This window comes from Serratia marcescens subsp. marcescens ATCC 13880, assembly GCF_017299535.1.
Taxonomy (GTDB): domain Bacteria; phylum Pseudomonadota; class Gammaproteobacteria; order Enterobacterales; family Enterobacteriaceae; genus Serratia; species Serratia marcescens.
This window is the reverse complement of the sequence record NZ_CP071238.1, coordinates 114,971-139,778: the sequence shown is the minus strand read 5'-3', so window position 1 is coordinate 139,778 and position 24,808 is coordinate 114,971. Positions and strand designations below refer to the sequence as shown.

At 60.6% G+C, this 24,808-nt stretch carries 19 protein-coding genes, 1 tRNA gene and 1 other RNA gene; 5 read left to right on the top strand and 16 right to left on the bottom strand.

Going from position 1 to position 24,808, the window contains the following annotated elements:
- Position 1: 1 nt before the first annotated feature.
- The 4 genes from bcsB to bcsR form a co-directional block, all read right to left on the bottom strand.
- Positions 2-2,308 (bottom strand): cellulose biosynthesis cyclic di-GMP-binding regulatory protein BcsB, encoded by a 2,307-nt coding sequence (gene bcsB / locus J0F90_RS00640; RefSeq protein ID WP_033639027.1) that lies wholly within the window; start codon positions 2,306-2,308, stop codon positions 2-4.
- Positions 2,309-2,370: 62 nt separating this feature from the next.
- Entirely contained in the window at positions 2,371-4,974 is a 2,604-nt protein-coding gene (gene bcsA, locus J0F90_RS00635; RefSeq protein ID WP_033639028.1) for a UDP-forming cellulose synthase catalytic subunit, read from the bottom strand.
- On the bottom strand, positions 4,971-5,711 hold the full coding sequence (gene bcsQ, locus J0F90_RS00630; protein WP_028127819.1) for a cellulose biosynthesis protein BcsQ: 741 nt from the start codon (positions 5,709-5,711) through the stop codon (positions 4,971-4,973). The genes bcsA and bcsQ overlap by 4 nt, the downstream gene beginning before the upstream one ends.
- Before the next feature lie 3 nt (positions 5,712-5,714).
- On the bottom strand, positions 5,715-5,906 hold the full coding sequence (gene bcsR, locus J0F90_RS00625) for a cellulose biosynthesis protein BcsR (protein WP_033639029.1): 192 nt from the start codon (positions 5,904-5,906) through the stop codon (positions 5,715-5,717).
- Between the two features lie 189 nt (positions 5,907-6,095).
- Here bcsR and bcsE point away from each other — a divergent pair, with 189 nt between their 5' ends.
- The 3 genes from bcsE to bcsG are packed head-to-tail and all read left to right on the top strand — an operon-like array spanning position 6,096 to position 9,506.
- Positions 6,096-7,664, top strand: coding sequence for a cellulose biosynthesis protein BcsE (gene bcsE / locus J0F90_RS00620; RefSeq protein ID WP_033639030.1), 1,569 nt, complete (start codon positions 6,096-6,098; stop codon positions 7,662-7,664).
- Positions 7,651-7,854: a cellulose biosynthesis protein BcsF gene (bcsF, locus tag J0F90_RS00615; protein ID WP_004934139.1), complete on the top strand. Its 204-nt coding sequence runs from the start codon at positions 7,651-7,653 to the stop codon at positions 7,852-7,854. Before bcsE ends, bcsF begins: the two co-directional genes overlap by 14 nt.
- On the top strand, positions 7,851-9,506 hold the full coding sequence (gene bcsG, locus J0F90_RS00610; protein ID WP_033639031.1) for a cellulose biosynthesis protein BcsG: 1,656 nt from the start codon (positions 7,851-7,853) through the stop codon (positions 9,504-9,506). The genes bcsF and bcsG overlap by 4 nt, the downstream gene beginning before the upstream one ends.
- 298 nt (positions 9,507-9,804) lie before the next feature.
- On the opposite strand, the gene dppF is transcribed toward bcsG, so the two are convergent.
- The 6 genes from dppF to chiA all read right to left on the bottom strand — a co-directional run bounded on the left by dppF (position 9,805) and on the right by chiA (position 17,791).
- Complete coding sequence (dppF, locus tag J0F90_RS00605; RefSeq protein WP_015376237.1) at positions 9,805-10,794, bottom strand: dipeptide ABC transporter ATP-binding subunit DppF; 990 nt, start codon at positions 10,792-10,794, stop codon at positions 9,805-9,807.
- The gene (dppD, locus tag J0F90_RS00600; RefSeq protein ID WP_004934132.1) at positions 10,791-11,771 is read right to left on the bottom strand and encodes a dipeptide ABC transporter ATP-binding protein; all 981 of its coding nucleotides are present in this window, start codon (positions 11,769-11,771) and stop codon (positions 10,791-10,793) included. The genes dppF and dppD overlap by 4 nt, the downstream gene beginning before the upstream one ends.
- 15 nt (positions 11,772-11,786) lie before the next feature.
- Positions 11,787-12,689, bottom strand: coding sequence for a dipeptide ABC transporter permease DppC (gene dppC, locus J0F90_RS00595; RefSeq protein ID WP_025304838.1), 903 nt, complete (start codon positions 12,687-12,689; stop codon positions 11,787-11,789).
- Positions 12,690-12,700: 11 nt separating this feature from the next.
- Complete coding sequence (gene dppB, locus J0F90_RS00590) at positions 12,701-13,720, bottom strand: dipeptide ABC transporter permease DppB (protein WP_033634229.1); 1,020 nt, start codon at positions 13,718-13,720, stop codon at positions 12,701-12,703.
- 170 nt (positions 13,721-13,890) lie between these two features.
- The gene (gene dppA, locus J0F90_RS00585; protein ID WP_033639032.1) at positions 13,891-15,498 is read right to left on the bottom strand and encodes a dipeptide ABC transporter periplasmic-binding protein DppA; all 1,608 of its coding nucleotides are present in this window, start codon (positions 15,496-15,498) and stop codon (positions 13,891-13,893) included.
- A 601-nt stretch (positions 15,499-16,099) separates the two neighbouring features.
- Positions 16,100-17,791: a chitinase ChiA gene (gene chiA / locus J0F90_RS00580; protein ID WP_033639033.1), complete on the bottom strand. Its 1,692-nt coding sequence runs from the start codon at positions 17,789-17,791 to the stop codon at positions 16,100-16,102.
- Positions 17,792-18,188: 397 nt separating this feature from the next.
- Between chiA and J0F90_RS00575 the strand changes: the two genes are divergently transcribed.
- Both J0F90_RS00575 and J0F90_RS00570 read left to right on the top strand, forming a co-directional pair.
- Positions 18,189-18,476, top strand: coding sequence for a toxin-antitoxin system TumE family protein (locus tag J0F90_RS00575; protein WP_033639034.1), 288 nt, complete (start codon positions 18,189-18,191; stop codon positions 18,474-18,476).
- The gene (locus J0F90_RS00570) at positions 18,473-18,823 is read left to right on the top strand and encodes an HVO_A0114 family putative DNA-binding protein (protein ID WP_016929530.1); all 351 of its coding nucleotides are present in this window, start codon (positions 18,473-18,475) and stop codon (positions 18,821-18,823) included. Before J0F90_RS00575 ends, J0F90_RS00570 begins: the two co-directional genes overlap by 4 nt.
- A gap of 48 nt (positions 18,824-18,871) precedes the next feature.
- Here the strand turns inward: J0F90_RS00570 and J0F90_RS00565 are convergent.
- From J0F90_RS00565 to eptB, 6 genes are all read right to left on the bottom strand, one after another.
- Positions 18,872-19,000, bottom strand: a non-coding RNA gene (locus J0F90_RS00565) — RtT sRNA.
- A 36-nt stretch (positions 19,001-19,036) separates the two neighbouring features.
- Positions 19,037-19,113 (bottom strand) — tRNA-Pro (locus J0F90_RS00560).
- 119 nt (positions 19,114-19,232) lie between these two features.
- Positions 19,233-20,564, bottom strand: a complete 1,332-nt coding sequence (uhpC, locus tag J0F90_RS00555) for an MFS transporter (RefSeq protein WP_004934121.1) — start codon at positions 20,562-20,564, stop codon at positions 19,233-19,235.
- 96 nt (positions 20,565-20,660) lie between these two features.
- Entirely contained in the window at positions 20,661-22,205 is a 1,545-nt protein-coding gene (gene uhpB / locus J0F90_RS00550; RefSeq protein WP_033639035.1) for a signal transduction histidine-protein kinase/phosphatase UhpB, read from the bottom strand.
- On the bottom strand, positions 22,202-22,792 hold the full coding sequence (uhpA, locus tag J0F90_RS00545) for a response regulator transcription factor UhpA (protein ID WP_004934117.1): 591 nt from the start codon (positions 22,790-22,792) through the stop codon (positions 22,202-22,204). Before uhpA ends, uhpB begins: the two co-directional genes overlap by 4 nt.
- Positions 22,793-22,915: 123 nt before the next feature.
- On the bottom strand, positions 22,916-24,610 hold the full coding sequence (eptB, locus tag J0F90_RS00540) for a kdo(2)-lipid A phosphoethanolamine 7''-transferase (protein ID WP_016929532.1): 1,695 nt from the start codon (positions 24,608-24,610) through the stop codon (positions 22,916-22,918).
- Positions 24,611-24,808: the final 198 nt, after the last annotated feature.

Genomic DNA, 24,808 nt, shown 5'->3' with positions numbered 1-24,808 from the left:
GTCAATCCCGATCTTCAGGCGCCAGACGACGCCGGCTGAAGGCCTTCAGGCCGCGCCACAGCATCAGCCCCAGGATCACCACCAGCACCACCGCGATCACCGCCAGCAGTACCGGATGGGTGGAAAGGGCATACCACAGCCGCTCCCACCACGGCAGGTGGCCGACATAGTAAACATCGCCGACGCGCAAGCTGTTGACCCCCGATTCGCGGATCACCGCCACCGAGCCGAACACCGCGGCGCGCTTGCCGCTGTCCAGCAGGGCATTGTTCAGCAACTCATAGCCGCGCGGGCTGTCCGCCAGCAGCGCCACGATGCTGCGCTGATCGTTGAACGGCGATTGCACGCCGATGATCGCCGACATCGCGCCCTCGGAACTGACGGTGGTCTTGCTGTCCGGCTTGGCATCCTCCGCCAGCAATTCCGCGCTCGGCAGCGGCGGCTGTCGCGTCGGCTGCTTCACCCAGCTTTGAGTGGCGTCCACCAGCAGGCTGATTTTCTTGTCGTCGCGCAGCGCCGGCGGAATGGTGCCGATCATCAGGATATCGTCGTCACGATCCTTGGCCTGCGACCAGTCGTCGCTCAGCGTAAAGGCCAGCGCCGGGTAGCCGGTTTGCGCGCCGATCACGCCAAGCGCGTTCAGCAGCGCGCTGACCTGCGCCGGCTGCGGTTTCTGGTTCACCAACACCAGCGTTTGCGACAGATCCGCCAGGCGGCTGAACGGGAAGCCGGCGTTGGCGAAGGCGCGCAAGTCCGGCATCGCCATAAAGTGGCGATAACCGGAGAAATCGATGGTAGATGCGCCGTCGATCACCGCGTGGTTTTGCGTGAAGGAGTAGGTTTCGCAGCGCCCTTCCGCGCCGCTGGCCAGCAGCGTGGTGTAGTCAAAGTCAAAGCGCAGCTGGTTGGTGGCGCCCAGCCGCAGCGCCGGGATACTGACGTTCTTGTCGGAGTCGAGCAGCCCCTGCGTCAACGGCAGGCGCAGCAGCTGCGCGCCCTGCTCGTGTTCCGGCACCAGCGAGTAAGCCTGCACGAACTGGTTGTTCAGGCTGACGCTCAGCCGCGAACCATCCTGAATGCGCGGCGCGGTATAGCGGTATTTCAGGTGCATATCGATACCGGTGCTGCGGATCAGGAACAGGTCCGGCGGCAGGTTCATGGTCAGCGAAATCGGGCCGGGCTCGATGCCGCTGGTTTGCAGCTGTTCGGCATATTGCTGCAGCTCGGCGAAGGTCATCGGCCGATCGGTGCGCACCCAGTTCGGCGCATCGTAAGGCTGGCGCGGCGCGAGCTGTTCCACCTTGTCCACCGTCACGTTCTGGCCGCGGAACAGGATGTTACCCTGCGCGATGCCCTTCACCGCGGTGATCAAATCGTTGTCGTCACGCCCCTGAATCAACAGCAGTTTGACGTACGGATTGTCGGGGTGGCTGATCATCTCCACCGTCGGGCCGTTGACCGCCGGATAATCGCGCAGGAAATCCGGACGCTGCGAGTTGGTGGCGAACACCACCGCGTGCTGCGTCGGCAGCGCATTGTACAGCGTCGGGAAGGATTGCCCGCGCCACTGCGCCTTGCTGCCGAACCACGAGGCCAGAATGCCCGCCGCGCGCTGCTGGGCGAGATCAGGCTGGCCGGCGAATACCATCGGCAGCGTCAGCGGCCGATTATCGCGGCTGTCGAAGAACGGCTCAGGGAAGTGCGACAGCTCGTTTTTCACCGGCAGCGTCTGGAAACGCAGCTTCAGCGCGCTGGACTTGCTGACGTCGAGCCACAGCGAAGTGCTGGCCGGGTTTTCGCAGATGTTCTGATAATGGCCGACAAACACCAGCCTGACGCGGTTAAAATCGGTGATATAGCGCGGATCGATCGCCATTTGGATGCGATTGGGCTTGCCCAGCTGCTCTTTGGCGAGGGTGGTCACGCCCATCAGTTCGTCGTTCAGATAGACCTTGACGTGCGACTCCACCGGGATCAGCGCCGGCGACGGCGTAAACTCCATATCGAGCATCGCCTGCGAGACCACCTCATCGCTGCGCACGCCGAATTCGATCTGTCCGTCCGGCCGGGTGCCGCGCAGAACAAAGGTGCCCGGCGGCGGCGCTATCTGCGCAAACGGCAGCGATACGTCGCGCACCGGCGCATTCGGATCCTGCGGCGCGGCGGCCGGCGGTGGCGCGGTCGCCGTATCGGCCGCCGCGGCGATCGGCGGCTGAGCCGCCACGGTCGGCGCAGTGGCGGTTTCGGCCTGCGACAGGGTACTGATGCCTAAGGCCAGAGCAGTTAACCAGGTTATTTTTCGCGTCATCGTATCATCATCAATGTTGGAGCCTGTTCACCGGGCGAGTGAGCGGGCGGTTGAACTCGCAGCTAACCCACTGTTTCTTGTTGATCCAAGGTCGGATCCCTGCCGACGCCGCGCGGAATAAACGACACGACCCAGGCGGTCAGCGACGTGACCCCGACCAGCAGACCGCGCACCAGCGGCGGCGCGTAATCCGCCATGCGCACATAGCCCCGGAAGCCCAACGCCAGCACGTCGCGCAGGCTTTCGATCGGCCGGTCTTCAGGGAACCCGTCCTGCCACAGCGCCCAGGTATCGGCGCGGGCGAAGGTGCACTGAATGAAATCGATGTGTTCACGGGTGGAGAGACTGACCAGACGCACCCCCACCTTGTTGCCGAAGGCGCGCGTCACCACACAGGGGAAGCTGTACTCCTGCTGGCCGCGCTTGAGCAGCAGCGAGGCCTTGTCGCCGTCTTTCAACGCGTTTTCCACTCGCATCTCAATGCCCACGCCGCCGTCGGAGTAATCGCGCAGCGTGCAGGGGTAGAGGTGGCCATCGGCACGCGCGATCGCCGCCGGCATGGCGATCTCCACGCGGTGCGCCTGACGCACCTGCTTGGCCTCCACCGCCACCGCCACCGCGCCGCCGAGAATGGTCATGTTGTACAGCACCCACACCAGGCTGATGATCACCGTCATCACCTCGTCCGTCGGGCCATAGGCCAGCCGCCAGGCGCCGAACGCCAGCCCGGCCAGGTTCAGGACCACCAGGAACATGTAAGGCCGGGTGATCACCCAGTCGACATGCTCCTCCTCCACCAGCCCGCCCTTGGCGGTCACGTTGAATTTGCCCTTGTGCGGATTGAACAGCGCCACCGTCGTCGGCCGCGCGATATACCAGGCCAGCACCGTTTCATAGATTTCGCTCCAGAACGAATGGCGGTATTTCCCCTGGATGCGCGAGTTGGTCAGGCTGGCGTGGATCATGTGCGGCAGCACATAAAGCGCGATCGCCAGCGCCGGCGCGAAGATGATGTAGGCATGCAGCAGTAAAAACGCCAGCGGCGCGGTGAGGAAGATCAGCCGCGGAATGCCCGACAGAAAGTGCAGCATGGCGTTGGCGTAGCACAGGCGCTGCGCCAGTTTCAGCCCCTTGCCCAGCAGCGGGTTGTCGAGCCGGAAGATCTGCACCATGCCGCGCGCCCAGCGAATGCGCTGGCCGATGTGCGCCGACAGGCTTTCGGTCGCCAGCCCGGCGGCCTGCGGAATGCGGATATAGGCCGAGGTGTGTCCGCGCCGGTGCAAGCGCAGCGAGGTGTGGGCGTCTTCGGTGACGGTTTCCACCGCGATGCCGCCGATCTCATCCAGCGCGCTGCGGCGCAGGATGGCGCAAGAGCCGCAGAAGAAGGTCGCGTCCCACATGTCGTTGCCGTCCTGCACCAGCCCGTAGAACAAGGTGCCCTCGTTGGGCGTCTGACGGAAACGGCCGAGGTTGCGCTCGAACGGATCCGGCGAGAAAAAGTGGTGCGGGGTCTGCAGCATCGCCAGCTTTTTGTCTTTGAAGAACCAACCCATGGTCAGTTGCAGGAAGGAGCGCGTCGGCACGTGGTCGCAGTCGAAAATCGCCACGAACTCGCCGGTGGCCTGCTTCAGCGCATTGTTGATGTTGCCGGCCTTGGCGTGTTCGTGGGTCGGCCTGGCGATGTATTTCACTCCCACTTCGGCGGCGAACGCCCGGAATTCGGGGCGATTGCCGTCGTCGAGGATATAGATGTTCACTTTCTCTTTCGGCCAGTCGATGCCCAACGCCGCATAGATGGTGGGCTTCACCACCCCGAGATCTTCGTTGTAGGTCGGCACCATCAGATCGATGGTCGGCCAGGTGGCGCTGTCAGCGGGCAACGGCACCGGCTGGCGGTTAAGCGGCCAGACGGTCTGGAAATAGCCCAGCACCAGCACCACCCAGGCGTAGGTTTCCGCCACCAGCAGCAACAGGCCGCACACCAGGCTGAGCGGGTCGTCCCAGTTCAGCGTGGCGGTATAACGCCACCACAGGTAACGACAGGAAACGGTCAGCGACAGCACGATCAGCATCAGCGCAGGCAAACGCCCCGGCACCCGGCGCACCACCATCGCGATCCCCCACAGCAGCACGACGAACACGAACTGCGCCGACAGATCGAACGGTTGCGAGATGCACAGCATGGCGAGGATCGCCGCCAACACGCCGACCAGAATAAACAGCGCGCGTCGCATGCCGCGGTTCATGCGGCCGAGGCGCTCTACCGAACGCTGTTCCACGCCGGCGTTTTTCAGCCGTTGCGGCAGGCTCTGCAGCCAATCGGCGTAGCGCTGCTGCAGCCGCCGCCACCCGGCGAAATAGTCGCGCGGCACCGGCGCGCGGCCGCTGCGAAACAGCAGCAGCCACAGACCCTGCAGCAGATAGCGCAGCGCATCCGCCGGGCGCGGGCGTTCGGCGGACAGATGCGGGAACCAGTAAGCGCGGCCGACGCGCACACGCTGCCAGGCCGGTGACTCGAAGCGCAGCAGCATCCACCCCAGCGCCACCAGCAGCGTGGCGAAAAAGGCGGTCAGCGCCGACGCGCCGTTGCGGCGATAGACGCGGTAGCGCGCCTGCACCGCCTGACGCACCGGCGGCACCAGCAGCAGGCTCAGCACCCGGCTCATGGCGCAACGCCCCGTTTGAGGTTGATCAGGCACCAGTTGGCCAGCGTCAGCACTTCATCCGCCGCCAGGCTCTCGGGGCGATACTCGCCCAACGGCTGTTTGACCGCCAGCGCTTCCGCCAACGCTTCGTCGCGGTGGATCACCACCGGCAGCAGGCCGCTCAGGGTTTGCAGCCACAGCTGATGCAGATCCTGCTGCAGCTGGCTGGCGGAGGAGTAGTGATTGACCAGGAAACGGCAGTCATTCGGCAGCGTCTGTTGATGGAGCCGCACCTGACAGTTGGCGTCGGGGTTCAACAGCACGAACACGCTGTCGGCAAGCTGCAGCGCCTGCTGCGCCAACACGCCGTCCCCGACCGGGACATCCAGCAGGATCCAGCGCTGCGGATCGCCGGCGATCAGTTGGCGCAGGTTGTCGCGCCAGCGTTCCGGCTGTTGACGACACTGGCGCTGCACTTCCAGCCTTTCCGCCCCATTCAGGCGGCCAAAAGGCAAAAAGTCGAGGTTTTCACAATAACGCAGCGCACCTTCCTGCCAAGCGCCGCCATCCTGCTCCGCGCGGGCCCAGCCGCGCGCCAGCTCGAACGGCGTGTTGAAATGCAAGCGCAGCAGATTATCCGGCGTGAAGTCGATCGCCAGCACCGACTCGCCCAGCTGCTGCAACGCCCAGGCGAGCGCCGCCGTGACCGAGGTCGTCCCCATTCCACCCCGCAACCCTTGCAGCGCGAGCACCGGCATAGATCAGTGGCTCCCCGTGGTCTGCGCCAATTCGGCCAACAGTGGCCAGCGCGTCATCATTTGCGTTAACCGCTCCTGCCGTGAAATATCGACATAGCGTAATTTCGGCAATGAAAAAACCTGGCTGAGCGCCTGCAGGTCATCCTGGCTCTCCCCAGGCGCCGCTGCACGAAAATGGGTGGATGCGTTATTCATTCTTCCGCCTTGGCGAAAATAGGCTATGTTAATTAACTATAGCAACGATACAAAAAGAGACAGGCAATAAGATGATTCTCAACAAATATTGTTGAAGAGCGTCGGAGATTTATTATTGCCAGCGTAAAAATGGCTATCTTTAAATATAAACGCCTTTAGTCGGCTTTCAACGAAAGTAGAACACATCCTATGGCGCACTCTTTTTCTCTAGGCATTCGGCAGATTTGGGAAGAGCTGTCGGTGATGCAGGCCCCCGGGCTTTATTGGATCAATATCGACAGGCAAAGCGACGCCGCGCTGCTGTGTCGCCAGGCCATCGCCGCTCAACCGGCCACCCACAAAGTCGCCCTGATCTGCAGCGGAGACAAGCCCGAGCGCCTGCTGGCCGAGCTGGCTGCGCCCGCGTTGCAGAAGCTGCCGCTGTATCAATTACCGGAGAAAAAAGCTGCGCTGACACAGTTGAGCGACGATCTGATGCGCGCCCTGAGGCCGCAAAATCGCTTACTTATCCTGCTGGCCCACGCCAGCCTGTGGCAAACCTTCACCACCGAAGAGCTGCGCGAGTGGACGCGCACCCTCGCCGCCTGGCTGCGGCGGCAGGGCTGTACGCTGTTGATCCTCAGCCACGGCGGCGGCATCAATAAGCTCAAAGGGCAGCTCAGCGCACAGCACCGCATCCTGAACGGCCTGTCCAGCCTGCAATGGCAGCAGGACAGCGCGCAATACCTGGTGAACTGGTGGAGCACCGAAAACGGCATCAACGCCAATCAGCTGCTGACCTTGTATGCGGCGGAAGGTGGCTGGCAGGGCGAGGATGAAAATAGCCAACCCTCCCCCACCGCCTTGCGCAGCGACGAAAGCCAGTATCTGGCCGAGCGCAGCATCCTCGAAGGCGCGCCGCCGCTGTCCGCCAACTGGCAACTGCTGGAGAGCAACGATGAACTGGCGCAGCACGGCATGCTGAGACTCTCGGCGACGTTGATTTTCGCGTTGTATCAAAGCGACCAAATCGATCATCTGGCGCACCAGATCCACACCCTGCGCCGCAGCCGCGGCAACGGCCTGAAAATCGCGGTGCGCGAGATGAGCGCCAGCCTGCGCTACAGCGACGAACGGCTGCTGCTGGCCTGCGGCGCCAACCTGATCGTGCCGCACGTCGCGCCGCTGTCGCGTTTTCTGACCATGCTCGAGGGCATCCAGGGGCAACGCTTCTCACGGCATGTGCCCGCCGACATCGATGCGCTGCTGGCCGGGCTGCGTCCGCTGCAGCTCAAAGGCTACATGCGGCCGGAAGCGTTCAGCCAGGCGGTGCTTTCGCTGATGGGCAACACGCTGCTGCCCGAGGATGGCAAAGGCGTGATGGTGGCGCTGCGCCCGGCCACCGGTCTGCGCGCCGAACAGGCGATGACCCTGTGCCACCTGCGGCGGTTCGGCGACGTGATGACCGTGGTGCAGGGGCGGCTGGTGCTGTTCCTTTCCACCTGCCGCATCAACGATCTGGATACCGCGCTGAAGTTCATCTTCCGCCTGCCGGTGGATGAAGCCTTCAGCAACCGGGTGGTGTGGCACCAGGACGTCGATATCATTTCGGAAATCAAACGCATGGCCCAGGGACGCTGGCAGATTTCGGCCACCGGCCCCGCGGGCCCCGCGCCGCGCCCTCGCGTGGCGGCGGCCGAGGTGCCCGCGGAACGGCGGCAGCCGGTCGCCTTCACGCTGTCGCTTGGCCCGCAGGAGGAACCGCATGCTGAACCTTAACGACATCGTGCAACTGATCCTGCTGTGCGCGCTGATCTTCATTCCGCTGGGCTACGCCTTTCACCGGCGTTTTCCGCATTTGCGTCAATACTGGCAAAACCTGTTGTTATCGCCGCGCTATTTGAAATCCGCCGGTTTATGGGTGCGCACAGGCTCCTCCTCCCAGATTAAACGTAAGAAGCAGCCATGACTCGAAACTCGAATACGCAATCCGATAACGCTCTGTGGCGCTACTGGCGCGGGCTGGGTGGCTGGAACCTCTACTTTCTGGCTCAATTCGCCCTGCTGTGGTTCGGCTACCTGAATTTCCACGCGCTGCCGAACCTGGTGTTCATGGCGTTTCTGCTGATGCCGATCCCTTCGCAACGCCTGCATCGCTGGCGCCATTACCTCGCCATCCCGATCGGCATCGCCTTGTTCTACCACGACACCTGGCTGCCGGGCATCAACAGCATCCTTAGCCAGGGCTCACAGCTGGCCGGCTTCAGCGCCCAGTATCTGCTGGAGCTGATCAACCGCTTTATCAACTGGCAGATGATCGGCGCGGCCTTCGTGCTGTTTATCGCCTACCTGTTCGTCGCACAGTGGGTGCGCGTCACGGTGTTCACCGTGGCGGCGCTGGCGTGGCTCAATATCGTCAACATCGCCGGGCCGGCGGTTTCACTGCTGCCCGCCGCTTCCACGGCGGCCGCCGGCGGCGCCAATACCCCGGCCACATCAGCGCCGGCGGCGGGGGACGCGGCGCCGGCAGACAGCCTGCCGCCGACCAGCGCCAACCTGACGGCCTACCTGAACCAGTTCTACGAGCGGGAAAAAGGCCGCGCCACCGCATTCCCGGCCGCCTTGCCCGCCGACGCCCAGCCGTTCGATCTGCTGGTGATCAACATCTGTTCGCTGGCCTGGGCCGATATGGACGCGGTCAACCTGCAGAATCATCCGCTGTGGTCGAAAATGGACATCATGTTCGACAACTTCAACTCGGCCACCGCCTACAGCGGCCCGGCGGCCATCCGCCTGCTGCGCGCCAGCTGCGGCCAGCTTTCGCATCACGATCTGTATCAGCCGGTGAACCAGCAGTGTTACCTGTTCGACAACCTGGCGAAGCTCGGCTTCAAGGAACAGCTGATGCTCGATCACTCCGGGGTGTTCGGCAACTTCCTGAAAGAACTGCGTGAACAGGGCGGCATGCAGGCGCCGCTGATGTCGCAGGCCGGCGTCGGCAACGAGCTGACGTCGTTCGACGGTGAGCCGATTTATAACGATCTCGAATTGCTGACCCGCTGGCTGGATCAGCAGCAAAAAGGCGGTGACGGCCGCACCGCCACCTTCTTCAACGTCATCCCGCTGCACGACGGCAACCGCTTCGTCGGCTCCAACAAAAGCGCCGACTATCAGCCGCGCGCGCAGAAGCTGTTCGATCAGTTGAACACTTTCCTCGATCAGCTGGAGAAATCCGGCCGCAAAGTGGTGGTGGTGATCGTGCCGGAACACGGCGCGGCGTTGGTGGGCGACAAGATGCAGATGTCCGGCCTGCGCGACATCCCGAGCCCGAACATCACCCATACGCCGGTCGGCATCAAACTGGTGGGCATGAAGGCGCCGCATCAGGGCGGCCCGCTGCAAATCAAAACGCCGAGCAGCTATCTGGCGCTGTCTGAACTGGTGTCGCGCCTGGTGGACGGCAAGGTCTTCAGCGAATCCAGCGTCGATTGGCAGACACTGACGCAGGGGCTGCCGCAGACCCCGGTCATCTCTGAAAACGACAACGCCATCGTGATGCAATATCAGGGGAAACCTTACATTCGCCTGAACGGCGGCGATTGGGTGCCTTATCCGCAATAAGCGCGGCCTCATCAACCTAAAGCGCGCCGCCGGCGCGCTTTTTTATTAGGGCTTTTATAATAGATATAGCGAAGCTTATCGGCCAACCTCACGTTATTAATAACAATTCGCTAAATTCAATTATTCGACAACCATTAACATACGAAGATTCTTAGAAAAATAACTCTTACAAGCATTTAATTAGGGAGGTAATTAAAATGGCGGACTGTGGTAGTTTTCTAATTATTAACCCTTTGATTGAGTAATAAAAAACGCCGGCGTGATGCCGGCGTGAATTTAAGCGATGACGTTCGACGCTTTACGCCCCCGGATGTTCGTCCTGATCGACCGCAAAGCAGGCCACCATCTGCTCACCGTACTGTTTGAGCTGCGGCTGCAGCTGCACGCAGGTGCCGAAAGCGCGGCGGCAGCGGGCATTGAACGCACAGCCCGGCGGCGGATTCATCGGGCTGGGCAGTTCGCCGGTCAGCTTGATACGCTCGCGGCGCATATCCGGGTTCAACCGCGGCGTCGCCGACAGCAGCGCCTGGGTGTACGGATGACGCGGGTTGTTGAAGATCGCCTCTTTGCTGCCCTTTTCCACGCAGCGGCCGAGGTACATCACCATCACCTCGTCGGCGATGTGTTCCACCACCGACAGATCGTGCGAGATGAACACATAGGACAGCCCCAGCTCCTGCTGCAGATCCATCATCAGGTTCAGCACCTGCGCGCGCACCGACACGTCCAATGCCGACACCGGTTCATCGGCGATCACCACGTCCGGATTCAACATCAGCCCGCGGGCGATAGCGATACGCTGGCGCTGGCCGCCGGAGAACATGTGCGGGTAGCGGTCGTAATGCTCGGTCTTCAGGCCGACCTTCGCCATCATCTCCAGCGCTTTTTCCCGCCGTTCGGCGGCGCTGAGAGACGTGTTGATCAACAGCGGCTCCTCGAGGATCTGCCCGACCTTCTTGCGCGGGTTGAGCGATCCGTAAGGATTCTGGAACACGATTTGGATCTTCTGGCGCCGCAGCTTCTCGGCCGAGACGTCCGGCTTCAGCAGATCCTGCCCCTGGTAATACAACTCGCCGCCGGTCGGCACTTCAATCATCGTCAGCAGGCGGCCGAGCGTTGATTTGCCGCAGCCCGACTCACCGACCACCGCCAGCGTTTTGCCGCGCTCCAGGGTGAAGGAAACGCCGTCGAGCGCCTTGACCAGCCGCTCCGGCGCGAACAGGCCCTTTTTCACCGGGTAATGCTTCTTCAGGTCAATCGCCTGCAGTAAAGGTTGATTCTGGCTCATACGGTCGGCCTCCCCGCATCATCCAGCGGTGTGTGACATTTAACCTGACGGCCGGGAATGCTGCGCAGTTCCGGCTCCTCGTTACGGCAGCGCTCGTTGGCGTACGGACAACGCGGGTTGAGCAGGCAGCCGGTCGGGCGATCGTATTTGCCCGGCACCACGCCCGGCAGCGAAGCCAGCCGCGCCTTGTCGGCGGCGAACTCCGGCAGCGCGCGCAGCAGCGCCTGGGTGTACGGGTGGCGCGGCGCGCGGAAAATCTCCGCCGCCTTGCCGGATTCCACCACCTGGCCGGCGTACATCACGATGATGTGATGCGCCGCTTCCGCCACCAGCGCCAGATCGTGAGTGATCAGCAGCAGCGCCATGTTTTCGCGCTGTTGCAGGTCCAGCAGCAGTTCGATGATCTGCGCCTGGATAGTCACGTCGAGCGCGGTCGTCGGCTCGTCGGCGATCAGCAGCTTCGGCCGACAGGCGATGGCCATGGCGATCATCACGCGCTGGCTCATGCCGCCGGAAAGCTGGTGCGGGTATACGTCCAGCCGCGAAGCCGGATCGGGGATGCCCACCTGGGTCAGCAGGTCGATAGCGCGCTGGCGGCGAGTGCGGCGATTGCCGCCCTGATGCACCTTCAGCGCCTCCATGATTTGGTAACCGACGGTATAGCACGGGTTCAGGCTGGTCATCGGATCCTGGAAGATCATCGCCACTTCGGAGCCCACCAGCTGGCGGCGCTCTTTTTCGGAGATCTTGCGCAGATCCTGGCCGTTGAACTCCAGCTTGTCGGCCATCACCTTGCCGGGGAAATCGATCAGGCCCATGATCGCCAGCGAGCTGACGGATTTGCCGGAGCCGGATTCACCGACGATGCCGACCACCTGACCTTGCTCCACGCTGTAACTGATGCGGTCTACCGCGCGGAACGGGGTGCCTTCGTCACCGAAGTGCACCGAAAGCTTGTCTACATTCAATAACGCCATCTCTCTCGTCCTCTGTTACTGCTTGAGTTTGGGGTCGAGAGCGTCACGCAAACCGTCCCCCATCAGGTTGAATGCCAGCACCGTCAGCAGGATCGCCACGCCGGGGAAGGTCACCACCCACCAGGCGCTTTGCGCGAACTGCAGCACGTCGGAGAGCATGGTGCCCCACTCCGGCGTCGGCGGCTGCGCGCCCATGCCCAGAAAGCCGAGAGCGGCCATATCCAGAATGGCGTTCGAGAAACCGAGAGAAGCCTGCACGATCAAAGGCGCCAGGCAGTTAGGCAGAATATTGACGAACATCTGGCGCAGCGCGCCGGCGCCCGCCACCCGTGAAGCCGTGACGTAGTCGCGGTTGACCTCCACCAGCACCGCCGCGCGCGTCAGACGCACATAGTGCGGCAGGGCGACGAAGGTCAGCGCCAGCGAGGCGTTGACGATCGACGGCCCGAATACCGCCACCAGCACCAGCGCCAGCAACAGGCTCGGCAGAGCCAGCATGATGTCGACGACGCGCATGATAATCGCGTCCACCACGCCGCCGAAATAACCGGCCAGCAGGCCGAATATCACGCCCATGATCAGCGACAGCACCACCACCAGGCAGCCGACCAACAGCGACAGCCGTGCGCCGTACATCAGGCGCGACAGCACGTCGCGGCCCACGTCGTCGGTGCCGAGGATATATTGCCAGCTGCCGCCTTCTTGCCACACCGGCGGCTTGAGCAGCGCGTCGCGGAACTGGTCCGCCGGCGCATGCGGCGCCAGCACGCCGGCGCCGAGCGCTATCACCAGCATCAGAACGATATACACCAGGCCGACCACGGCCCCTTTATTGCGCTTGAAATAGTGCCAAAACTCCTGAAACGGGGTCATCGGCTTCGGCGCACCTTTAACTGCAGACTCAGTGATTTGAGACATGAGAGCGCCCCTTATTTCTTGTGGCGAATACGCGGGTTGACCACGCCGTAGAGCACGTCTACCAGCAGGTTAACCAGAATGATCATACAGGCGACCAGCAACACCCCGCCCTGCACCACCGGGTAATCGCGGCGCTGCAGCGCGTCGATCAGCCAGCGGCCCAGCCCCGGCCAGGAGAAGATGGTTTCGGTCAGAATGGCGCCGGCCAGCATGGTGCCGACCTGCAGCCCGATCACCGTCACCACCGGCAGCAGCGCGTTGCGCAGCGCGTGGACGACGATCACTCGCATGCGGCTCACGCCCTTGGCGCGCGCGGTGCGGATATAGTCTTCGCCCAACACTTCAAGCATCGAGGAACGGGTCATGCGCACGATCACCGCCAGCGGGATGGTGCCTAGTACGATGGCCGGCAGGATCATGTGCATCACCGCGTCGACGAAGTCGCCCGGCTCGCCCCAGATCAGGGTGTCTATCAGCATGAAGCCGGTCAGCGGCTGGCTGTCGTCGAGGAATACCGTGTCGCTGATGCGCCCCGACACCGGCGTCAGGTTAAGCTGCACCGACACCAGCATGATCAGCATCATGCCCCACCAGAAAATCGGCATCGAATAGCCGGTCAGCGAGATGCCCACCGCGGTGTGGTCGAAGATCGAGCCGCGTTTGACCGCCGCCAGCACCCCGACCGGGATGCCTACCAGCACCGCGAAGATCATCGCGCAAATGCCCAGCTCCAGCGTAGCCTGAAAGCGCGGAACGAACTCGCTCCAGACGGAGATGCGGCTTTTAAGCGAGGTGCCCAGATCGCCGTGCAGCACGTTGGACACGTAGGAGAAATATTGTTGATAGAGCGGCTTGTCCAGCCCCATTTCCGCCATCAGCTGCGCGTGGCGCTCGGCGGAGATACCGCGTTCCCCGGCCATGATGGTCACCGGGTCGCCGGGGATCATATGGACGAATGCAAAAGTCAGCAATGTAATGCCGATAAACGTTGGGATAACTAACCCCAAACGTCGGAGTATGAACTGCAACATATCCCGAACTCTCTGTATCAATGCCCGGCAGCTCATCGTCCGCCAGGCTTATTAACGCTCACATGCCTTTGAACGATTCGACGGCCATACGCCGGAGACTGGTCAGCAGGGGCGCAAACCTGTTGCGCCCCTGCAAGTCCATTCGTGCGTCTCCGGTAAAGCGGTCGAAATCAGTCTACAGAGACATTCTCGAAGTGATGCTTACCGAGCGGATCCACGACGTAGCCTTTCACTTCCTTACGCACAGGCTCGTACACGGTGGAGTGTGCGACAATCAGCGCCGGAGCCTGATCGTGCATCACCACCTGCGCCTGCTTGTACAGTTCGATGCGCTTGTCGTGGTTGGATTCGGCGCGCGCCGGTTGAATCAGATCTTCAAACGGCTTGTAGCACCAGCGGGAGTAGTTGGAACCGTCTTTCGCCGCCGCGCAGCTGAACAGCGTGGCGAAGAAGTTGTCCGGATCCCCGTTGTCGCCGGTCCAGCCCATCATCACCGTCTGGTGCTCGCCCGCTTTGGCGCGCTTGAGGTATTCACCCCACTCATAAGTGACGATTTTGGCTTTCACGCCGATCTTGGCCCAGTCGGCCTGGATCATTTCCGCCATGCGGCGCGCGTTCGGGTTGTATGGACGTTGCACCGGCATTGCCCACATGTCGATGCTGAAACCGTCGGCCATGCCCGCTTCTTTCAGCAGCTCTTTCGCCTTGGCCGGATCGTAAGCGTAATCCTGCACCGCGTCGTTATAGCCCCACATGGTCGGCGGGATCAGGTTCTTGGCCGCCTGACCCGCGCCCTGATAAACCGCGTCGATGATCGCCTGTTTGTTGACCGCCATGGTCAACGCCTGGCGCACCTTCACGTTATCCAGCGGTTTTTTCTCGGTGTTGAACGACAGATAGCCCACGTTCAGCCCCGGTTTCTCCAGCAGGTTGATGGCTTTGTCTTGTTTCATGCGGGCGATGTCGGCCGGATTCGGGTACGGCATTACCTGGCATTCGTTTTTCTGCAGTTTGGCGTAGCGCACGGAGGCGTCAGGCGTGATGGAAAACACCAGGCGATCGATCTTCGGCTTGGTGCCCCAGAAACCGTCGAACGCCTTGTACAGGATCTTGGAGTCTTTCTGGTATTGCAGCAGCTGGAATGGGCCGGTGCCGATCGGGTTCAGATCGACTTTCTCCGGCGTGCCGGCTTTCATCATCACGTCAGCGTATTCGGCGGACAGAATGGACGCGAAGTCCATGCCCAGGTCAGCCAGGAACGGCGCCTCCGGGCGGTTCAGCACGAAGCGCACGGTGTTGTCGTCCACTTTTTCGATCTTGGCGATCAGCTTCGGCATGTCCATGCCTTCAAAGTATTCGTAACTGCCGCCCGACACTTTGTGATAGGCGTTGTTCGCATCCAACTGGCGTTCAAAGGAGAACACCACGTCGTCGGCGTTGAAATCGCGCGTCGGTTTGAAGTCTTTGCTGCTCTGCCACTTCACGCCTTTGCGCAGGTGGAAGGTGTAGGTTTTGCCGTCTTCGCTGACGTCCCACTTCTCAGCCAGGCCCGGCTGCAGTTCGGTGGTGCCGGTCTTGAATTCGACCAGCCGGTTGTAGATCGGTACCGAGCTGGCGTCATAGGTGGTGCCGGAGGTAAACAGTTGCGGGTTGAACCCTTCCGGGGAACCTTCAGAACAGTAAACCAACGTCTTGGCCTGTACGCTGGCCGCCACAGTCAGCGCGATCAGCCCAATACCGAATTTCAGAATCCCCGATTTACCCAAGGAACGTGTCATCGTTAGTGCTCCATTGTGTGATGTGATGTGTGTAATTGCCGCCAGGCCTGTATTTTTTATTGCGTGGCCTGTGCGATCGGCGCCCGAAGGCAGAAGGCGTACGAGAAGAGAATGCCGGATGGAACGCATCGCGGCGGGGACGTCTGAGCGCGTGGAATTCACTCAAACAACTCTCGCTCTTACCCCTGAGGCTATCAAGTTGCCAACTGTTTGGGGTGTCGTCAATATAACCAGTGGGGATTTACGCAGACTGTGAGAAACAGCAAACAAACATAAAAAAAACCTTTTGTTAACAGTTCCAGCATGAAAATTTATGCTAAGCGGACATTTTTAGCGCATTGGTCTGACCCTCACAAACTTACTGGTTTTTAACTCCGTTAAAAAACGCCAAAACTTTGTTGCTGAATGATGAATATCTGAACGGTTATTTTTGTGATCGCCGTTAAAGACAGGAGGAAATGCTGAAGGATTACCCAAAAGGGTGAGTCCGATGAGCGCGTTTTGCTCCGGGCAGGCCCACAATCTGTGCGGCGTAAAAAAACTTTCGGCGGTGAAAAAACCGGGGGCAAAAGGATATCCCCCGGCAACGCACTGCAACCGATTATTGAGCGCCGGCGCTGTTGCCCAGGCTGGCGTTCATGCTGTTGAGAATATCGCCGTTGTCCGCGTCGATCTCCCAGGAGAACAGGCCGCCCAGCTGTTTATCCAGCACGTACTTGCCTTTAGCCTGCACCGAGCGGGCATCGTCGAAGGTGATCAGATCGCCGGTGGAAGGTTTGAACACGTAAGGCGCTTCCGCCGTGGCGTCGTAGGTATACTGCCACTCGCCGCTCATGAACTGGCTGGCGATTTGGCGGTAGTCCACGATGCCGTTCTCCCAGGTGCCTTTAACCGGCCCGGTGGCGGTACCGGTGAACGGAATGTTGTTCTGGTAGCCGTTCACCCCGGTCCAGCCGCGGCCATACATGGCGGTGCCGACGACGATTTTGCCCGGCTTGACGCCCTGCGTCAGCAGCGCATTCACGCCGTTCACCGTGGTGTAGGCGGTGTCCGGTTTCCAGGCCGGCGCATTCAGCGCGGTCTGATGCCCCAGGTTCTTCAGATCGAAGGCGCCATAGAAGTCGTAGCTCATCAGGAAGATGTGATCCATCGAGTTCTGCGCAACGTTGTAAGCCACCTTGTCGATCTTGTCCTTACCGGCGCTGATGGCGGAGGTCAGCTCATACTTGCGGCCGGTTTCCGCCGACAGCTGATCCAGCATCGCCCGCAGCTCCTTCATCAGCAGCACATAGGTTTCCCCGTCTTGCGGGCTGCCCAGGTTAGGGTTGGCGCCTTTGCCGCCCGGGAACTCCCAGTCGATATCCACGCCGTCGAAGAACTTCCAGGTCTGCAGGAACTCTTTCACCGAACCGACGAAGCGATCGCGCTTCACCTTGTCGCCCATGAAGAAGAACGGGTCGGACAGCGTCCAGCCGCCGATCGACGGCAGGATTTTCAGGTCAGGATGCGCCTGCTTCAGCGCCATCAGCTGGCCGAAGTTGCCCTTGTAGGGGTCATCCCAGGCGGTCACGCCCTTCTGCGCTTTTTGCAGCGCGGCGAACGGATCGTGGATCGAGACTTTGAAGTCCTCGCGGCCTTGGCAGGAGCGCTGCAACGCCTGGAAGCTGCCTTCAATCTCTTTCAGGCTGTCGTTGATGCCATTGCCGCCGCAGATCGGGATAAAGCCGTACAGCAGGTGGGTCAGGTTTTGCGCCGGGATCTTGTCGACGGTGAAATTGCGCCCGTAAACGCCCCACTCGACGAAATAAGAACCGACCACTTTGCCGGAGTTCTGTTTATACGGTTTATTCTTTTCCAGCAGCGGCTCTTTCAACGGCGGCAAATGGCTGCCGTCGGTGTCGGCCACCACAATTTCGGTGGCGTCACTGGCGGTGCAGCCGTCGGCATTGCACAATGCCACCTGCATTTGATAACGGCCGCCTTTATTCACTTTAAAATTCGCCGTACCGGAAGATCCGGTTGAAGGACCACTCCACGCCTCTTTACCATTTAATAAAATCTTGGCCGTCGTGCCCGCGTCGCCATTCCATAAATTCCAGGAGACGGAAACATCGGCGGAATTTTTTACCTTCACCAAATTATTATAAGCGGTAGCCGCCTGGTCAACTTCAACGATGGCGAACTTGGTGTTGCCCCAGGCGATGGTCGGCTTGCCCGGCGCGGCGGCCTGCGCCGCGGAACACAGCGTGCTGCCAATCAACAGCGCCAACAGCGGTTTATTAAATTTGCGCATAACTGATTCCTTTATTCCGAGAGGATAAACATAAAAGAGTTAATCGTCGCGATGCATTGCCGAAGCGAAAAAATTCCGCAATAATCCGCGAAGGTTAAAATCAATAAATAACAACAGCGTCTTTCCACGTGGCGAAATAATCATTCCCACCGCGTACATTCAGACTATAAATAAAAAAGGCGCAAAAACAAGAGCGCTATCAACTGGGTTTTATTCAGCAAGCGTGAATTTATTTTCATATAAATAAAAGAAAGCATGACAAATAAGGATAGTGAATTTTCTATTAAGGAAAGATAAATATTTATCAGTATTGCACCACACTCTTCAGCCAGGGTGTTGTCATTATTGACAACACCCTGGCTGTGTTGGTAATGTGAACAACACTTAAGGAAAGAGCATGCCTTCGCAGCTAATCTACCAAGACAGGATACCTCTGGCACCTGCAGCATTTGCGCAGCTCGTCATTTGGCGGGTGGTGCCGCCCGTCAGGGCCAGCGGCCACTGTTATAAATACCGATTTGCTTATGGAAAAGACGGCATTTGTCGACTGCGCTATGACAATGAAGCGGGTAAAGGCGATCACAAACATATCGATGGAAAAGAAGAGCCGCTTAATTTCACGACCATTGATGCCTTGCTCGACAGTTTCTGGCGCGAGGTTATGCAGCTTACAGAGGAGTCATGATGAACACAGTCACTATTCGGGTCGCTTCAGTCGAAGAAATGAAACTTGCACTGAAGGAAGCCACAACAGGTCATCAAAGCGCTCAAGGGCAATACATCACATTCCTGGATTGGGAGAGTCTGTGGAAAACCTTATCACCCAAGAAAATGCATATCTTGCATACCATGACCGGCGCCGGCGAACTTTCCATTCGGGAAATAGCGCGCCGAGTGAAGCGCGATGTGAAAGCGGTGCATACCGATCTGCAGTCGCTGTTAGGCTGTGGCATCGTCGATAGAGGTGAACAAGGCGTGATTTTCCCCTATGACGAAATCCATTTTGACTTCGTCGTAGGCAAAGCCGCCTAAACGACGGGCGAAAAAAAACCTGCTTTAAAAAGCAGGTTTTTCGAATGGTGGTCGGCGAGAGAGGATTACGCGCATCGTTGATGCGCGCCCTGCGGGCCGTTGCTAAAGCAACGTTGTCTCGCTTCGCGAGGCTCGAACCTCCTGCGGAGGTACTCATCCTCATAAACTGCAGGCGAAAAAAAACCTGCTTTAAAAAGCAGGTTTTTCGAATGGTGGTCGGCGAGAGAGGATTCGAACCTCCGACCCACTGGTCCCAAACCAGTTGCGCTACCAAGCTGCGCTACTCGCCGATGCGGGGCGCATCTTACTGCTGGCGGTTATAGGCGTCAATCACTTTTTTTCCCCTGCATTTCAAGTGGTGATAAAAGCGCCATAATGCGCTGCGCCGGGGTTGCGCAGCGTATTTTACTCAGGCGTTGGCCGGTTTCAGCGCCGGCGTCTGCGCGCGCAGGAATGGCAGCAGGAACAGCGCCGACAGGCAGGCGGCGATGGAAATCACCACGAAGAAGCCGTTCCAATGCCAAATCTCCATCACCCGTGCAATCGGGTAGCCGGACAGCGCCGCGCCCAGATAGGCGAACAGGCCGACGAAACCGGTCGCCGCGCCCGCCGCATCCTTGTGCGAGCACTCCGCCGCCGCCATGCCGATCAGCATCTGCGGGCCGAAGATAAAGAAGCCGATGGCGAAGAAACAGCAGGCCTGCAGCAGGTAGGTCACGCCCGGCATCAGCCACAGCGCCGCCACCGACAGGAAGATACCGATGGCGAAGATCAGGTTCATCGGGCCGCGGTTGCCGCGGAACAGCTTGTCGGAACCCCAGCCGGCCACCAGTGAACCGATGAAGCCGCCCACTTCAAACAGTGAGATGGCCGAGTTGGCGGTCATCAGCGAATAGCCCTTTTCCTGCGTCAGGTAGAGGTTGCCCCAGTCGTTGATCGCGGTGCGCACGATGTACACCAGCACGTAAGAGACCGCCAGCAGCCAGATGTACTTGTTGGTCAGCACGTAGCGTTTGATGATCTCGCGGTTGCTCAGCCCCTGGCCTTCCGATTCCTGCACCAGCTCCATGGCGTCGTTGCGCCATTTGCCAACGCTCGGCAGCCCCAGGGTGGATGGCTTGTCGCGCAGGCGCCAGCACATCAGCAGGCCGAGCACCACGCCGATGATGCCGGGAATGATCATGCCGTAACGCCAGCTGAAGTGCAGCGAGATAAAGCCCACCAGCAGCGGGATCAGCGCGCCGCCGACGTTGTGCGAGGTGTTCCAGATCGCCCACCAGCTGCCGCGCTCGGAGCGCGAATACCAGCTGGTGAGGATTTTTGAGCACGGCGGCCAGCCCCAGCCCTGGAAGAAGGCGTTGAGGATCCACAGCGTGCCCAGCATCAGCAACGATGAGCTGAGGCCGAAGAAGATATTCAGCACCCCGGTCATGATCAGGCCCAGCCCCATAAAGTAACGCGGGTTGGAGCGATCGCTGATCATGCCGGAAATGAATTTCGAGCAGCCGTAAGTGATGTAGAACAGCGTGCCGAGGATGCCGACGTCGGACATCGTCAGACCCAGATCGCTCAGCATCGCCGGCATGATGAAGTTGAAGCTTTTGCGCGTGAAGTAAAACGCGGCGTAGCCGATATACATGGTGCACATCAGCTGGATGCGCCAGTATTTGTAGCTGGCGTCGATCTGCCGTTGATCGGTGACCTGCGGCGCATCCGGGCGGCTTTTAAGGAAAGACCACATGTGGAACCTCAGAGGGTTGAATTAAAGTGCCGCTATGATGCTCCTCGCGCGCGCGGGCGGCTTACGCCGGATTCCCGACGCGGTTAGGAGTTTTTCCTAGTTTTGCGTTTGCGCCGGTGAAACTGTGGGCAAGATCACACTCAAACAGGCGCCCCGTTCAGCGGTGAACCGCAGGCTGCCGCCGAGGGCGCTGATGCGCTCCTGCATGCCGCGCAGGCCGTATCCCGGTTGATGGTTTTCCGCATCGAAGCCCACGCCGTTGTCGCGGATGGTCAGGGCGATCTGCGGCGCGGCGCCTTTGCGCGGCTGCAGGCGCGCATCCAGCTCCAGGCGGCTGGCGCCGGCGTGGCGGCACACATTGGTCACCCCTTCCTGACACACCCGGTACAGCGTAATTTTCAGCGTTTCATCCAGCAGCTCGTCCGGCACCTGCCACTGCAGGCTGCTCACCAGCGACGCGTCCTGCGGCAGCGACTCCCGCAGCATCGCCGCCACCGCCGCTGACAGCGGCAGGTTGTTCAGCGCCGCCGGCCACAGCTGGGTCAGCACATCGTGCACCCCGTCATAGACCCGCAGCGCCAACGCATCGATGGTGTCGGCGCAGCCGATCACCGCCGGTTCCGGCGCCAGACGTTTGACGATGCTGGCCTGGGTGCGGATCACGGTGATGGTCTGCCCTACTTCATCGTGCAGCTCGCGCGCCACCTCGCGCCGGGTTTGCTCCTCCGCCGTCACCAGCGCCCGCGCCAGCTGCCGATTCTCCGCCAGCCGCAGCCGCAGCTGTTGATTCAGTTCGCGCTGGCGCTGAATGCCGGCGCCCAGCAGCAGCCCGGTCAGGCTTTGGGCCAGCAGCGACAGCAGCAGATCGCGGTGCGACTCCGGCTGCGGCGGCTCGTTGACCATCAGCGCCACGCCGTTGAGCAGCGTCGCCAACAGCGCGCCCTGCCAGCCATAGCGATAAGACATGAACACGATAGGGATCGCCAGGCAGAACGGCGCGAAACGGCGCAGCTCGGCGGCGTTAACCTGCTGCTGCAGCCAGATGCTGAACGCAAACAGCAACAGATAGCTGGCCAGGTGGCCCAGACGCAGCTCCACCGGCTTGTGGATCAGCCCCGGCTCCAGCGGCACCCAGATTTGGCGCGCCAGATAGTGCCACAACAGCAGGCAGGTTGGCGCGATGGTGAAACCGCCGGTCAGGCCGAGCAACAGCGCGCGGGCGCCTTCGCCGCTCACCAGTTGCCATACCAGCGCCTGCAGCAAGGCGGCGATGGCGACCACCGCGCCCTGCAACAGCGGCCAGCGCCATTCGCTGTCGCTCTGCTGATGGCGCAACAGCCACGGCGAGGCCAGCAGGCTGAGCAGCACCGTCAACACCAGCACCGCCACCGACGCCCACAGCGCCGGGCCGTAGCCGAACTGATCCGCCAGCAATGCCATCAGCAGCAGGTCGGCCAGCAGGATCCCCGGCCAGAAACGGTACGGGCTCTGCAGCAAAATGCCCATGCGCAGGCCGAACGGAAACAGCAGCAGCGCCTGCCAGGGGGGGTCGATCAGCGCGGTGCCGATGCCCCACAGGCAAAACGCGCTGGCGGCGTAGATGAAAAACAGCGCCAGCTGGGTGATCAGGCGCTGCGTCACAGGTTCAGCATCCGTCTGGCCAGCTCGACGTTGTTGTTGATGCCCAGCTTGGCGAACAGGTTGGCGCGGTGCACATGCACCGTTTTCGGCGACAGCCCCAAGGCGGCGGCGATCTCACGCACCTCCTGGCCCTGCGCCAGCAATAGCGCGATCTCGCGCTCGCGGCGGGTCAACGGATCGACCCTCACCCGCGCCAGCTGCTGCGCGATTTCCGGCATCAGGTAGACGCCGCCGCCGGCGACGGTGCGCACCGCGGTGATCAGATCTTCCGGCTTGCAGCGCTTGGAGAGAAAGCCGCTGGCGCCACGTTCCAGCGCCATTTCCACCAGCGCCGGGTTATCGTGCATCGACAGCATCACCACGCGGATGCCGGAAGGAATGTCCGCCAGCAGATCCAGCCCGCTGCCGTCCGGCATCGAAATGTCGCAAATACAGATTTCCGCTTCCAACCCCGGCAGGCCGGCGCGCGCCTGCGCCGCGCTGCTGAACTCGCCCACCACCTGAATATCGGCCTCCAGCGACAGCAGTTGCACAAAGCCCGAACGCACAATGTCATGATCGTCGATAAACGCCACGCGCAGGGTCATGGAAATCTCCGGTTAGCAGGGGAAGTGCGCAAGTATACCGTATGCGCACACCGGAATAATTGATGAAGAGAATGTATTGGGTGAAATTACCGGGTGCGCAAGGCAGGCACCCGGCGGGGGAGGTTACAGGCGGGCAGGCGCCGTTTTATCCTGCGGCAGATGGCACCAGTTGTTTTTGTCCACGATGCCGCCATCGGGAGACGTATATCCGAGGCAGCCAAGGAGGGTGTCAAACAGCTCGACGTGGCGATGCGTTTTGCCGATGCGCTGCTGCGCCTGCAACTGCTCAAAGGCGCTGAGGTGCTGCGGGTTCTCGAGGAACTTGTCCGACGCCCACACGATCATCGGCACGCGGAATTGCTCCGGCGGCGCCATTTCGCGCGGCGTGCCGTGCAGGTGCGTATTCTCTCCGATCGATTCGCCGTGATCGGCGGCATAGAACACGATGGCCTTCTTGTCCCGCACCTGATCGATCACATTACTGATAAAGCTGTCGGTATACAGCACCGTATTGTCGAAGGCGTTGATCAACTGCGCCTTGGTGCACGAGTCATCCACCCCCATGCACTCCGGCTGATAGCGCGCATAGCTGCGCGGATAACGCTGCGAGTACAGGTAGTGTGAGCCTTTGGTATGCAGGATCACCAGGTGCTTGCCCTTCGGATAACGCGCCAGCGACTCCTTCATTTCGTCCACCAGCAGCATATCGTCGACCGCCTTGCCGTCGTTGCGCTTCTCGGACGCGATCATCTCGCGGAACGAATAGTTGTTCACCTCAGTGTTGTTGTAGAACCACACCTCGCTCTGCATGGCGAACAGCTCGGACGAGAAGCCCAGATCCTTCAGCACTGCGAACACGTTCTGCTCTTTCAGCGTGCGCTGCGGATTGTCCTCGGTGCCGCCTTCGCGCACGAACATGCAGCGCAGCGACAGCTTGGTGGCGGTATCGCACGACTCGCCGCGGAACGCCACCAGATTCTTCTCTTTAGACAGCCGCGGCGTGGTATCGCGCTCGTAGCCCAGCATGCCCATGTGATCCCAGCGCGTGGTCTCACCGATGATAAACACCACGTAGGTGTCGTCGATGTCCGCCGGCGGTACGTAAGTGAAGTGTTTGCCCGGATCGAACATCGTGCTCTGGTCCTGGCTTTCGTCATAGCGGGTATAGGCGAACAGCCCCAGCGCCGACAGCCAGTTGGACGGCAGATACGAGTGCGCCACCACGCCGCCGTAGCTCGGCAAATCGACGTTGGAAAGCTTCTCTTGCACGCTCTGCTCGTCGTCCAGCATGCGCAGCGGCAGCCAGACCAGCGCCACCACCGCCAGCAACACCAGCAGCGGCTTGATGCGATGACCAGGGGTTTTCAGCTGTTCTATCAGGGTATAGCGCAGGTTGTTTTTCCAGATCAGCAGCAGCGGCAAGGCGCTGAGCGCCACCATCCATAGCACGAAGTGCAGGCCGACCACCTCTTTCGACAGATCGATGTCGGTGGTCATTACCGACACCACGATGCCGTAGCCGATCACCACGTTGAAAAACGTCATGTAGTAGCTGGCGGCAACCGAAATCAACACCAGCAGCGAGGCGACGATGCGATAAAACAGCCGGCCGCCGAGCGATACCAGCCGCATGATGAAGAACGTAAACAGGACGATAGCGATGACTTCCGTCACCGCCGAAATAAGCTTAATTCCCTGAATGCCGTGCGCCAGCGAATCAAAACGGCGATAGAAAACGGACAGGTTTAGAAAGATGCCGATATAGATCGCTAACAATAACGATAAATTCTGCTGTGATAGCGATTTAACTTTGTTCATGTAACGCGGTGGCTCCGGGGACGGTGTAGCGGTTCTGACTCAGTCAGACACTGATTGCGGCTTCTGGTTCAGCCAACCGGCAATAAGCGTTATTTTGCGGGTAATAATCAAGAGAATTCTCACAAAACGGACAAAATTTACCGTTTTTTTGAGCGATTTTCAGGCAGGGCACGCAAGAAAATGGAGGGATAAACCCTC

Excerpts from the sequence above, each read along its gene's own strand:
- bcsB (WP_033639027.1), bottom strand. The coding sequence starts at position 2,308 with ATGACGCGAAAAATAACCTGGTTAACTGCTCTGGCCTTAGGCATCAGT.
- bcsA (WP_033639028.1), bottom strand. The coding sequence starts at position 4,974 with ATGAGCCGGGTGCTGAGCCTGCTGCTGGTGCCGCCGGTGCGTCAGGCG.
- bcsQ (WP_028127819.1), bottom strand. The coding sequence starts at position 5,711 with ATGCCGGTGCTCGCGCTGCAAGGGTTGCGGGGTGGAATGGGGACGACC.
- bcsR (WP_033639029.1), bottom strand. The coding sequence starts at position 5,906 with ATGAATAACGCATCCACCCATTTTCGTGCAGCGGCGCCTGGGGAGAGC.
- bcsE (WP_033639030.1), top strand. The coding sequence starts at position 6,096 with ATGGCGCACTCTTTTTCTCTAGGCATTCGGCAGATTTGGGAAGAGCTG.
- bcsF (WP_004934139.1), top strand. The coding sequence starts at position 7,651 with ATGCTGAACCTTAACGACATCGTGCAACTGATCCTGCTGTGCGCGCTG.
- bcsG (WP_033639031.1), top strand. The coding sequence starts at position 7,851 with ATGACTCGAAACTCGAATACGCAATCCGATAACGCTCTGTGGCGCTAC.
- dppF (WP_015376237.1), bottom strand. The coding sequence starts at position 10,794 with ATGAGCCAGAATCAACCTTTACTGCAGGCGATTGACCTGAAGAAGCAT.
- dppD (WP_004934132.1), bottom strand. The coding sequence starts at position 11,771 with ATGGCGTTATTGAATGTAGACAAGCTTTCGGTGCACTTCGGTGACGAA.
- dppC (WP_025304838.1), bottom strand. The coding sequence starts at position 12,689 with ATGTCTCAAATCACTGAGTCTGCAGTTAAAGGTGCGCCGAAGCCGATG.
- dppB (WP_033634229.1), bottom strand. The coding sequence starts at position 13,720 with ATGTTGCAGTTCATACTCCGACGTTTGGGGTTAGTTATCCCAACGTTT.
- dppA (WP_033639032.1), bottom strand. The coding sequence starts at position 15,498 with ATGACACGTTCCTTGGGTAAATCGGGGATTCTGAAATTCGGTATTGGG.
- chiA (WP_033639033.1), bottom strand. The coding sequence starts at position 17,791 with ATGCGCAAATTTAATAAACCGCTGTTGGCGCTGTTGATTGGCAGCACG.
- J0F90_RS00575 (WP_033639034.1), top strand. The coding sequence starts at position 18,189 with ATGCCTTCGCAGCTAATCTACCAAGACAGGATACCTCTGGCACCTGCA.
- J0F90_RS00570 (WP_016929530.1), top strand. The coding sequence starts at position 18,473 with ATGATGAACACAGTCACTATTCGGGTCGCTTCAGTCGAAGAAATGAAA.
- uhpC (WP_004934121.1), bottom strand. The coding sequence starts at position 20,564 with ATGTGGTCTTTCCTTAAAAGCCGCCCGGATGCGCCGCAGGTCACCGAT.
- uhpA (WP_004934117.1), bottom strand. The coding sequence starts at position 22,792 with ATGACCCTGCGCGTGGCGTTTATCGACGATCATGACATTGTGCGTTCG.
- eptB (WP_016929532.1), bottom strand. The coding sequence starts at position 24,610 with ATGAACAAAGTTAAATCGCTATCACAGCAGAATTTATCGTTATTGTTA.